General features: G+C 71.2%; 12 protein-coding genes. 11 read left to right on the forward strand and 1 reads right to left on the reverse strand.

From position 1 onward, the window contains the following. Nucleotides 1-16 precede the first annotated feature (16 nt). From sbnA to ACIA8G_RS15580, 11 genes are read left to right on the forward strand one after another with little or no spacing between them, the layout of a single operon-like run. Nucleotides 17-1,003, forward strand: a complete 987-nt coding sequence (sbnA, locus tag ACIA8G_RS15530; protein ID WP_396419106.1) for a 2,3-diaminopropionate biosynthesis protein SbnA — start codon at nucleotides 17-19, stop codon at nucleotides 1,001-1,003. Next, nucleotides 1,000-1,284, forward strand: coding sequence for an acyl carrier protein (locus ACIA8G_RS15535; protein WP_396419107.1), 285 nt, complete (start codon nucleotides 1,000-1,002; stop codon nucleotides 1,282-1,284). Before sbnA ends, ACIA8G_RS15535 begins: the two co-directional genes overlap by 4 nt. Then, nucleotides 1,281-2,516 (forward strand): beta-ketoacyl-[acyl-carrier-protein] synthase family protein, encoded by a 1,236-nt coding sequence (locus tag ACIA8G_RS15540; protein WP_396419108.1) that lies wholly within the window; start codon nucleotides 1,281-1,283, stop codon nucleotides 2,514-2,516. Before ACIA8G_RS15535 ends, ACIA8G_RS15540 begins: the two co-directional genes overlap by 4 nt. Then, nucleotides 2,516-3,568, forward strand: a complete 1,053-nt coding sequence (locus tag ACIA8G_RS15545; protein ID WP_396419109.1) for a beta-ketoacyl synthase N-terminal-like domain-containing protein — start codon at nucleotides 2,516-2,518, stop codon at nucleotides 3,566-3,568. Before ACIA8G_RS15540 ends, ACIA8G_RS15545 begins: the two co-directional genes overlap by 1 nt. Continuing rightward, complete coding sequence (fabG, locus tag ACIA8G_RS15550) at nucleotides 3,568-4,302, forward strand: 3-oxoacyl-ACP reductase FabG (RefSeq protein WP_396419110.1); 735 nt, start codon at nucleotides 3,568-3,570, stop codon at nucleotides 4,300-4,302. Before ACIA8G_RS15545 ends, fabG begins: the two co-directional genes overlap by 1 nt. After that, a complete protein-coding gene (locus tag ACIA8G_RS15555; protein WP_396419112.1) occupies nucleotides 4,295-5,503 on the forward strand; it encodes a beta-ketoacyl-[acyl-carrier-protein] synthase family protein in 1,209 nt (402 codons plus the stop codon). Before fabG ends, ACIA8G_RS15555 begins: the two co-directional genes overlap by 8 nt. An 11-nt stretch (nucleotides 5,504-5,514) precedes the next feature. Continuing rightward, on the forward strand, nucleotides 5,515-6,534 hold the full coding sequence (locus tag ACIA8G_RS15560) for a beta-ketoacyl synthase N-terminal-like domain-containing protein (protein WP_396419113.1): 1,020 nt from the start codon (nucleotides 5,515-5,517) through the stop codon (nucleotides 6,532-6,534). 25 nt (nucleotides 6,535-6,559) lie between these two features. Continuing rightward, nucleotides 6,560-7,588, forward strand: a complete 1,029-nt coding sequence (gene sbnB, locus ACIA8G_RS15565) for a 2,3-diaminopropionate biosynthesis protein SbnB (protein ID WP_396419114.1) — start codon at nucleotides 6,560-6,562, stop codon at nucleotides 7,586-7,588. Next, a complete protein-coding gene (locus tag ACIA8G_RS15570) occupies nucleotides 7,585-7,962 on the forward strand; it encodes a 3-hydroxyacyl-ACP dehydratase FabZ family protein (RefSeq protein WP_396419115.1) in 378 nt (125 codons plus the stop codon). The genes sbnB and ACIA8G_RS15570 overlap by 4 nt, the downstream gene beginning before the upstream one ends. Further along, nucleotides 7,959-8,417 carry a 3-hydroxyacyl-ACP dehydratase FabZ family protein gene (locus tag ACIA8G_RS15575; protein WP_396419116.1) on the forward strand — a complete coding sequence of 153 codons (459 nt, stop codon included), beginning with the start codon at nucleotides 7,959-7,961 and terminating at the stop codon, nucleotides 8,415-8,417. Before ACIA8G_RS15570 ends, ACIA8G_RS15575 begins: the two co-directional genes overlap by 4 nt. Beyond that, nucleotides 8,411-9,637 carry an alpha/beta hydrolase family protein gene (locus ACIA8G_RS15580; protein WP_396419117.1) on the forward strand — a complete coding sequence of 409 codons (1,227 nt, stop codon included), beginning with the start codon at nucleotides 8,411-8,413 and terminating at the stop codon, nucleotides 9,635-9,637. The genes ACIA8G_RS15575 and ACIA8G_RS15580 overlap by 7 nt, the downstream gene beginning before the upstream one ends. An 84-nt stretch (nucleotides 9,638-9,721) precedes the next feature. Here ACIA8G_RS15580 and ACIA8G_RS15585 read toward each other — a convergent pair whose 3' ends face one another. Beyond that, entirely contained in the window at nucleotides 9,722-10,339 is a 618-nt protein-coding gene (locus ACIA8G_RS15585) for a hypothetical protein (RefSeq protein ID WP_396419118.1), read from the reverse strand. Between the last annotated feature and the right edge of the window lie 40 nt (nucleotides 10,340-10,379).

Here is a 10,379-nt window from a genome sequence, read left to right on the forward strand (position 1 = left end):
CCAGAGGAGGTTTGCCGTGCCAGTGATCTCCGCGCCACACGAGTTCAACGTTGACGACCTGTACATCGATCTCCAGCAGGTCGTCGGGCGTCCGCTGTACCTGAAGTGCGAAGGGTTCAACTTCGCCGGGTCGATCAAGCTGAAGGCGGCGGCCGAGATGATCGACGCCGCCGAGCGGTCCGGGCTGCTCACCTCACGGACGACGCTGGTGGAGTCCTCCTCCGGCAACCTCGGCGTGGCGCTGAGCATGATCGCCGCCAGCCGGGGCTACCGGTTCGTCTGCGTCACGGACATCCGGTGCAACCGGGTCGCCGTGCGGCTGATGGAGAGCTACGGGGCCGTGGTGCACGTGGTGACCAAGCCGGGCGCCGACGGCGGCTTCCTCGGGGCACGACTGGAGCACGTGCGGGACCTGTGCGTCCGCGACGACCGGAACATCTGGCTGAACCAGTACGCGAACCCCGGAAACTGGGGCGCGCACTACCGGACCACCGGACCGGAGATCATCAAGCAGTTCCCCGACGTCGAGGTGCTGTTCGTCGGGGCAGGGACCACCGGGACCCTGATGGGCTGCGCCAGGTACTTCCGCGACGAGGGGCTGCCGGTCGAGGTGGTCGCGGTCGACGCGGTGGGATCCGTGACCTTCGGCGGCCCCATCGCCCGCAGGCTGATCCCCGGTCTGGGCACGAGCACTCGGCCGGAGATCTTCGACCGGTCCTATGTGGACGACGTGGTGCACGTCGAAGAGCCCGACTCGATCGCGATGTGCCAGGTGCTGGCGGCACACGGGTTTCTGCTGGGCGGCTCCACGGGAACGGTGCTCGCGGGCGCACTGTCCTGGCTGGACGCCCACGAGAAGTCCCGGTCCGGCACCGCGGTGCTGATCTCCCCCGACCTCGGCGAGCGCTACCTGGACTCGATCTACGACGACAACTGGCTGCGGGCCAACTACACCGACGACCTGGTGGCCGTCGGCAGCACGGACGAAAGGAGAGGCGCATGAGCACAGTCCTCGACGAACGCAAGGCCACCATCAAGAGGCTGGCCTGCGCCGCATTCGAGATCGAGCCGCACGAACTGGACGAGACGACCAGCTTCATCGAGGACCTCGGGGTCGACTCGCTCAGCACGATCGACCTGCTGGCGAACCTGGAGACGGAGTTCGGCATCGAGATCGACCAGGACGAGTTGCCCCGCATGGTCGACCTCGACGGCGTCTACGACGTCGTGGCGCAGTTCGCGGGCTGGGAGTCGGCCGTGGACGAGAACGCCGCGGTGCGATGACCACGCCGGGCGAGGAACGCCGCAGGGTGGTGGTGACCGGCATGGGCGTGGTGTCGAGCATCGGCATGGGTGCCGGCGAGTTCGCCGACGGCCTGCGTGCCGGCCGGAGCGGCGCCGGACCGGTCACCGCCTTCGATGCCTCGGGGTTCCCGTCCGACATCGCCTGCGAGGTGCGGGATTTCGAGCCGGAACGGTGGATCCGCACCGTGCCGGCCAGGGAGTTGGGCCGGGCCAGCCAGTACGCGGTCGCGGCCGCGCGGATGGCGGTGGACGACGCGGGCGGCGACTCCTGCTCGCTCGGCGACCGGCGCGGCCTGGTCGTGATCGGCACGACGGGCGGCGAGGCACAGGACGTCGACCGGCTGGCCGAGCTGGAGGTCACCGAGGGCGCGGAGCGGATGGACCCGGAGATCGTCGGCCGGGTGTCGGCCCAGAACCTCGCCGTGTCCGTCGCACGCGAGCTCCGACTGTCCGATGTGGACGCTTATGTCATCGGGACGGCGTGCTCGGCGGGGAACTACGCCATCGGCGACGCGTTCGACGCGGTGCGGCTCGGGGAGGTGGACTTCGCCCTGTGCGGTGGCTCGGACGCGTTGAGCCGCCGGACGTTCGCGACCTTCCACCGTCTCGGGCTGGTCGCCCCCGACGTGTGCCGGCCGTTCGACCGCGACCGCAAGGGCATCCTCACCGGTGAGGGCGCGGCCGTGCTGGTGCTGGAGAGCCTGGACTCCGCGCTGGCACGCGGCGCGACCATCCACGCGGAAGTGCTGGGGTACGGCCTGAACTGCGACGCCCACCACCCGGTGTCCCCGCTGCGGTCGAGTGTCGCCCGCGTCGTCGGGCTGGCGCTGGACGACGCGGGCGTGAAGCCCGGCGACGTGGACCTCATCTCCGCGCACGGCACCGGAACGAAGCTGAACGACGTGACGGAGTGCGAGGCGATCAGGGACGTCTACGGGGACGACCCTCCACCCGTGGTGTCGATCAAGTCGATGCTCGGCCACACCATGGGCGCGGCCAGTGCCCTGGCGACCGTCGCCTGCGCACTGGCGATCACCGGCGGGTTCATCCCCCCGACCGTCAACCACCGGGAGACCGACCCGGCCTGCGAGATCGACTGCGTGCCCAACCACGCGGTCGACGCGGACCTCCAGGTGGTGCAGAACAACGGACTCGCCTTCGGCGGGGACAACGCGGTACTGGTGCTCGGGAAGTACGGGAGGACGGTCTGATGGCGGCCACTGCTCCGGTGATCACCGGCTGGTCGGCGGTGTCGCCGTTCGGCCACGGCCGAACGGCGTTCGCGGCGGGCGTGCGGTCGGGACGGCCGACGGCGGCCGCGGTCGACACCGACCGGTGGTCGGTACCGGACACCCAGGCCTGCCTGGTGCCCGACTTCGACGTCGAGGAACTCGTGGGCGGCAAGGGTTTGCGGCACCTGGACCGGGCCAGCACGCTGGCGCTTGCCGCCGTCGGCGACCTGGTCGAGCAGGGCGTGGACACCGGCCACCGCGCCGGTGTCGTGCTCGGCACCACGTCGGGCAGCATGCAGACCGAGATGACCCACATGCGCGACTCGCTGCTGAACAGCAGGCCGCATCTGCTGAACCCCAAGACGTTGGCGAGCGGCTCGATGAACTGCGCGGCGGCCCAGTGCGCCATCCGGTACGACATCACCGGTCCGAACACCACGCTGGCGGCCGGCCGGGGCGCCACGGTGCACGCGCTGAGGTACTCCAGCAGGCTGCTCGCCGCGGACCGGGCCGACTCGGTGATCGTCGGGGCGGTCGAGGAGTACTCGGCGGCGCGGCACTGGCTGGCGCGGCACAGCAGAGGCTCCGAACCACTGCTGGGCGAAGGAGGCGCGGTCTTCCGGCTCGAACCGGGGACGACCGGCCGCGCGGCGCTCGCGGAGGTTCTGGGCGTCGAGACCAGGGTCTGCCTGGACGGCGCGGCGCACCCGGCGCTGATCGAGTGCGTACGCGCGCTGCTGAAGCGCGGATCCGTTGCGACACAGGAGGTGTGGGCCGTCGTGACCACCACCACGTCCGGGGCGGAACGCGAGGCGATGGCCGAGCTGTTCGCCCCGGACGTCCTGACCCGCGTCCCCGGCCCGCACCAGATCGGCGACACCGGGGCGGCGTCCTCGGCGTTCGCGATCGCCTCGGTGCTCAGCGTCGCGGAACGCCTGCCGGAAGCGGCTGGCCGGCCCGTGGTGATCGTGTCCGGCGATCCGACCGGCGCTGTCGCCGCTGTGCTGCTGCGTCTGGCGGGTGAGCTCTGATGGCGGGCGTGGCACTGGTCAGCGGGGGCTCACGGGGCATCGGCCGGGCTTGCGTCCGGCGGCTGGCCGCCGACGGGTTCGACGTGGCCTTCTCCTACCGGTCGGACGAGCAGAGCGCGGTGGAACTGGAGAAGGAAATCGCCGGCCTCGGCACCCGCGTGCTCGCCTCGCAGGTCGACGTCACCGACCCCGACGCGGTGTCGGAGTGGGTGGCGCGCACCGAGCGCGACCTCGGCCCGATCGGCGCGGCGGTCACCTCGGCGGGCATCATCGCCGACGGCCTGGTCGTGTCGATGCCGACGGCCAGGTGGAACGACGTGCTGCGCACCAACCTGGACGGCGTCTTCCACGTCTGCCGGGCCGTCGCCTTCCCGATGGTGAAGCGGAAGTCCGGCAGCATCACCATGATCTCGTCCGTCTCGGGTGTGCACGGCAAGGCGGGTCAGGCCAACTACGCGGCCGCCAAGGCCGGGATCATCGGGTTCGGCAGGTCACTGGCCAGGGAGGTCGGGGCACGTGGCATCAGGGCCAACGTCGTCGCTCCCGGCCTGATCGACACCGAGATGACCGCCGGCCTGCCAGAGCCGGTGCGGCGCAAGATGTTCGAGCAGATCGCGCTGCGCCGGGCAGGCCGGCCGGAAGAGGTGGCGGATCTGGTGTCCTACCTGAGTTCCGACCGCGCGACCTACGTGACCGGGTCGGTAGTGGAGGTCCACGGTGGATACGGTGGCTGACCGGCGCGTGGTGGTCACCGGCATCGGCGTGCTCTCGGCCATCGGCAACGGCAGGGACGGGTTTCTGGCGGGACTGCGGGAGGGACGCAGCGGAGCCGGACCCGTCACGGCCTTCGACACCACGGGTTTCGGCTACGGCCAGACGTGCGAGGTGGCGGACTTCGCCGACGACGAGCTGTCCGAGTACGGCCGGGCCACCCGGATGGGCGCCGCCGCGGCCGGCATGGCCGTCCGGGACGCTGGCCTGACGCCGGGAATGCTGTGCGGCGTCACGGGTCTGGTCGCGGTCGGCACCACCGAAGGGGACGCCCGCGACGTGGACGACCTGGCCGCCACCGAGGTGGCGAAGGGCCTGGCGGACCTCGATCCGCTGCCGGCCAGGCGGGCCCGGTTCAGCCGGATGCCGACGGCCATCGCGGACGAGCTGGGGCTGGCCGACGTCGAGCTGATCACGCTCCCCGATGTCTGCGCGGCGGGCACCTACGCCATCGGCTACGGGCTGGACGCGATCCGGTCCGGCGACGTCGACTACGCGTTGTGCGGCGGTGCGGACGCCATCTGCCACCGGACGTTCGCCGCCTTCTACCGGATGGGCGCGCTGTCCCGGGACGTGTGCAGGCCGTTCGACCGGGACCGCACGGGTGTCGTGTTCGGGGAGGGCGCCGCGATGCTGGTGCTGGAATCGCTGGACTCGGCGCTGGCCAGGAACGCGGTGATCCACGCCGAGCTGCTCGACTACAACCTCAACTGCGACGCCTTCCACCCCACCCGGCCGGTGAAGGAGTCGGTCGCCGAGTGCATGCGCGGCGCGTTGGCGAACTCCGCGGTGGCGCCGGGCGAGATCGACCTGATCATGGCGCACGGCACCGGTACCCCCACCAACGACCCGATGGAGTCCGCCGCGTTCGCCGAGGTGTTCGCGGGCGGCGAGATCCCTCCGGTGTCGGCCTTGAAGTCGATGATCGGGCACACCATGGGCGCCGCGAGCGTCCACTCGTGCATCGCCGCGATGCTGGCCGTGGAACACGGTTTCCTCCCGCCGACCATCAACCACCGCACCCTCGATCCCGACTGCCCGGTGGACTGCGTGCCCAACGAGGCACGGGCGGGCGAGCCGCGCACCGTGCTGGTCAACGCCCTCGGGTTCGGCGGTGCCAACGCGGCCGTCGTCCTGCGGCGCTACCAGGGGGTCTCGCAGTGATCATCTCGGCGATGTCCGTGATCTCCCCGTTCGGACTGGGGGCCGACGCCTTCACCGAGGGCGTCCGGACTCGAGGACCAGCACTGTCCCTTGTGGAGGAAGATCTGCCGTACGCGTTCCAGGGGGAGGTCGGCGGGTTCGACATCGGGGAGATCCTCGGTGAGACGAAGAACCTGGCCAACCTCGGGCGGTCGGCGAGCCTGGCACTCGGCACGGTCGCCCTGCTGCTACGCCAGCACGATCTGGCCGAGTTCGCGCCCGCCGAGCGCGCGCTGGTGCTCGGCGGCGACCTGATCGGCATGGACCGCGGGATGGGCATCATGCGCGAGTCGCTGACCAACGCGCAGCCGTTCCAGGTGAACACCAAGGCGTACCCCAGCAGCATCATGAACTTCTCGGCCGCGCAGTGCGCGATCCGGTTCGGCTTCAAGGGTTCCAACTCGACGGTGACCACCGGCCGGATGACCGGGCTCTCGGTGTTGAACTACGCCAGGAGGATCCACCGCCACGGCCGGTCGCCGATGGTGCTGGCCTGCGCCGTGGAGGACCTCAACCCCCGGCGCTCCTGGCTCACCTGGCACGGCCTCGGCACGCGGGACCCGCTCGGCGAGGGGTGCTGCGTGTTCCTGACCGAGTCGGCGGAGTCGGCTCGCACGCACGGCAGGCAGCCCGTCGCCGAGGTGCTGGCACTGGAGTTCGGGTACGCGCCGCGTCCCGAAGCGGTGGCGTACACGCTGGCCGCACGGATCGGGCGGGCGCTGCGGCGGGCGGACCTCGACGAGGACGACGTGTGGGCGGCGGCGGTGTCCGGGTCGTCGGCCGACGAGCTCGCCGCCGTGTCGGCCGTGCTCGGCGCGGACGCGCGAGTGCTGGAGCCCGCGAGCCTCATCGGCGACACCGACGGGGCGTCGGCCGCGTTCCAGCTGGCCACCGCGATCGCCCACGGGATGGACGGCGACATCGCGATCGTCACCTCGGCCGACCCCGACGGCCAGGTCGGCTGCGGTGTGTTCCGGATCTTCGACCGTTGACCAACTTCTACGTCTGGAGCCAAGCATGTCCCAGGCCCCGTCCTTTTCGGTGATCTCCGGCGCCCAGGTGAGCCGGGTCCTGCGCGGGCAGGAGAAGCGCGTGGTCGAGCTGATCGAGACCGCGTACCGCACGCACGGCCTCGGCCGCACGGTGAACCCGCCCTCGTACTTCCTGCGGTTCGAGGACCGGCCGACCGCACGGATCATCGCGTTGCCCGCCTCCATCGGCTGGCCGGCGAACGTCGACGGGCTGAAGTGGATCTCCAGCTTCCCGGAGAACGTGGCGAGCGGGCTGCCGAGGGCGTCCGCCGTGCTGGTGCTCAACTCGCCCGCCACCGGCTATCCCTTCGCCTGCCTGGAGAGTTCCATCATCAGCGCCGTCCGCACGGCGGCTTCGGCGGCCCTGGCGGCCGACCGGCTGGCCAAGGGGCGGGTCCGCCCGGCACGGGTCGGGTTCATCGGGACCGGGCTCATCGCGCGCTACATCCACACCTACCTCACCGGGACCGGGTGGGACTTCGACGAGGTCGGCGTGCACGACCTGTCGATCGAGCACGCGACCGGGTTCAAGTCCTATGTGGAGGGTTCCGGCGGCCGGGCGCGGGTCCGCGGCAGCGCCGAGGAGCTGATCCGCGAGTCCGACCTGGTGGTGTTCGCGACCGTCGCGGGCACGCCGCACGTGCACGAACCGGCGTGGTTCGAGCACAACCCGCTCGTGCTGAACGTGTCGCTGCGGGACCTGGCCCCGGAGGTCATCCTGTCGGCGGTCAACATCGTGGACGACGTGGACCACTGCCTGAAGGCCGACACGTCGCCGCACCTGGCCGAGCAGCAGGTGGGCCACCGGGAGTTCCTGCACGGCACGCTCTACGACGTGCTGACCGGCGCGGTCGACGTGCCGGCCGATCGGCCGGTGGTGTTCTCCCCGTTCGGTCTGGGAGTGCTCGACCTCGCCGTGGGCAAGCACGTCTACGACGAGATCGTCGCGGCCGGTGAGCTGCAGGTCGTGCCGGACTTCTTCTCCGAACTGCACCGCTACGGGTCGCCACGATGACCGGCATCGTCCTCGGCGAGGTCGTCGCGACCACCGCGACGACCGGGCCGTCGACCGCCACCGTCAGCATCGGCGCCGACGAACCCGTTCTGGCGGGCCACTTCCCGGACTTCCCGATCTTCCCCGGCGTCTGCGTCGTCGAGTGCGTGCACCGCGGCGCCCGGTTGACCGCTCCCGCCGAAGCCGGGCGCGTCAGGCTCGTCGCGATGGAGTCGGTGCGCTGGCTCGCCCCGGTGTTCCCCGGCGACACGCTGACCATCACGGTGGACTGGCGCGGGGAAGACCCCACGTGGTGGTGCACCGGGCAGGCGAGCACGGCAAGCGGGGTCGCGGCCGTGGTCCGGCTGCGCTACCAGGCCGGAGCGGCCCGGTGATCGACGTGACGGACATCAGGACGTTGCTGCCGCACCGCTACCCGATGCTGCTGGTCGACCGGGTGACCGAGCTGGTCGCGGGCAGCCGGATCACCGCGATCAAAGCGGTGACGTGCAACGAACCCTGGTACGCCAGGCTGACGAACGACGACGACCACGGATACCCGGAGATGCTCCTGGTCGAGTCCTGGATGCAGGCCGCCGGTCTGCTGATCCTGCTGGCACCCGGCCGGTCCACCACGCCCGGCGAGGTGATGCTGGCCGGGAGGCTGTCCGGCGTCGAGTTCCACCGGCAGGTGCTCCCCGGCGACGTGCTCAGGCACGACGTCCGGATGGTCAAGGACCTGGCGCACACCGTGATGGTGGAAGGAGAGTGCACGGTCGACGGCGCGCCGGTGCTCACGGTGTCCAGGGCACTGCTCGCATTCCGCCCAGAAGGAGCCGTCCAGTGGTAACGCGGGACATCACGTTCGTCAGCGGTGAGCTCACTCTGCAGGGCACGGTCCACCTCCCGGCCGAATCAGCCAGCCGCCCCGGCGTCGTGCTGGTGCACGGCTCCGGACAAGGGCTGGGCTCGCAGTTCCGCGCCGAGGCCGAAGCCTTCGCGAACGCGGGCATCGCCACCCTCGTCTACGACAAGCGGACGACCGGCTACTCCTCCACCGGCCGCGACTACTCGCTGCTGGCCGGCGATGCGCTCGCCGCCGTCCGGGCACTGGCCGCGCAACCCGGGGTCGACCCGGCGAAGGTCGGTCTGTGGGGGTTCTCCGAGGGCGGCTGGGTGGCGCCCCTCGCCGCGTCCCGTTCGGCGGACGTCGCGTTCGTGGTGACGGTCGGCGCGAACGGCCTCACGCCGAGCAGGCAGCAGGCCTGGGCCACCGAGTCGTACCTGCGCCGGCACGGGATCACCGGATCGATGCTCAAGGCCATCGCGGACACCGGCATGCGGCAGATCGTCGCCGCCGGGCTGTTCCCCGAGGCGCACTACGACACGGTGCCGGTGCTCGAGCGGGTGCGGCAGCCGGTGCTGGCGATCTGGGGCGAGCTGGACCGCCTCACCCCGCCGGGGGAAAGCCTGGACATCTTCCGCCAGGCCTTCGAACGCAGCGGCAACAAGCGGTGCACGCTCCGCACGCTCCCCGGTGCGGAACACGCCGCGCACCTCACCACCGACGGCTACGACCGCCTGCCCGAGTTCGCCCCCGGCTACCTCGACCTGGTCACCTCGTGGATCACCGACGGGGCCACCGGCGCCACCACCGACCCCCCTGCCCACCAGGACGTCCGGAGCAAGCCCGTCGCCGGGGTGGCGTGGTGGGAGTCCGGTCCGGCCCAGATCGGCGCCCTGGCACTGTTCGTGGTCGCTTTCGCCGTCGGTGGCGTCCGCGGGCCCGGCCGCTGGGGTGCCCGTTTCGGGCTGGCCGCCGTGCTCGGCTGGGCCGGCTACTTCTTCAAGCTGACCACCACCGAGAACCCGGCCCTCGGCCCGGTCGTCGGCGGCCGTTCGGTGCCCTGGCTCGTTCTCCAGCTGCTGTCGGCAGGCGTGCCCGCGGCGACCGTGCTGACCGTGCTCCGCGGCCGCGGCACGCGGACCGGGCTCCGGATCCGCCTGCTCACCTTCGCCGGCGCCGCGTTCGTGCCTTGGGCTTCCTACTGGGGCCTGCTGAAGCGCTGACGGGGCTTTGGTTTGGCGCGAAAAGCACGTTCGGGCCACTAGACGGCCCGAACGTGCTTCTCGCGCCAAGAAAGGCATGTCCTGTCAGCCGCCGATCGCGGCGAGCACGAGGGTCGTGACCGCCGCGGCGGACAGCAGCAGGCTGATCTGGGGCTGGTGCCAGGTGGCAGGGGTCCGGGTCTGACGCGGCCGACGCGTCTCAGGCACCCCGAACCACAGGCGGACCTTGGCGAGCAGGGTGGGCATCGCGGGCAACGAGCCGGCGACCGCGACGGCCACGACGACGGCGGGCGAGTAGCCGGACAGTGACGTGAACGCCTGGCTGACGGCCACGTGCAGGCCCGCCATCGAGACGACACCCGCGGCCGTGCACACGACGACGGACTGCCCGGTCGTGGTCCTCGTGGTGTCCATGGTGCGGAGCTGAGCACCAGGCCTGCGGGCCAGCTTGGCGAGCTTCACGCTCTCCCGCCTCAGCCGGAACAGCGAGTGGTCGACCCCGACCGCCGTGCCGACCCCGAGCATCACCAGAGCCACGCCGGTCGCGGACGGCAGGACCAGCGCCAGCACCGCCGACAGACCCACGGCCGATCTGAGCGTGGACAACCCCACGGGTGCGGGCAGGCCCGCCGTGATCACCGCCCCGAACGTGCACAGGACGATCGCCAGCCAACCAGGTGTGTCGAGAAGCGCGGTGCTCATCCCCGACCTTCCGTTCGACGGTTCGTTGCCTGTCCAATGG

This window comes from Lentzea sp. NPDC051213 (assembly GCF_044455585.1).
In the GTDB taxonomy this organism is placed as follows: Bacteria; Actinomycetota; Actinomycetes; order Mycobacteriales; family Pseudonocardiaceae; genus Lentzea.

Bases quoted from the DNA above. Each gene is read 5' to 3' on its own strand.
- sbnB (WP_396419114.1), top strand. From the start codon at position 6,560: ATGTCCCAGGCCCCGTCCTTTTCGGTGATCTCCGGCGCCCAGGTGAGC.
- ACIA8G_RS15585 (WP_396419118.1), bottom strand. From the start codon at position 10,339: ATGAGCACCGCGCTTCTCGACACACCTGGTTGGCTGGCGATCGTCCTG.
- ACIA8G_RS15540 (WP_396419108.1), top strand. From the start codon at position 1,281: ATGACCACGCCGGGCGAGGAACGCCGCAGGGTGGTGGTGACCGGCATG.
- ACIA8G_RS15535 (WP_396419107.1), top strand. From the start codon at position 1,000: ATGAGCACAGTCCTCGACGAACGCAAGGCCACCATCAAGAGGCTGGCC.
- ACIA8G_RS15570 (WP_396419115.1), top strand. From the start codon at position 7,585: ATGACCGGCATCGTCCTCGGCGAGGTCGTCGCGACCACCGCGACGACC.
- fabG (WP_396419110.1), top strand. From the start codon at position 3,568: ATGGCGGGCGTGGCACTGGTCAGCGGGGGCTCACGGGGCATCGGCCGG.
- ACIA8G_RS15545 (WP_396419109.1), top strand. From the start codon at position 2,516: ATGGCGGCCACTGCTCCGGTGATCACCGGCTGGTCGGCGGTGTCGCCG.
- ACIA8G_RS15560 (WP_396419113.1), top strand. From the start codon at position 5,515: ATGTCCGTGATCTCCCCGTTCGGACTGGGGGCCGACGCCTTCACCGAG.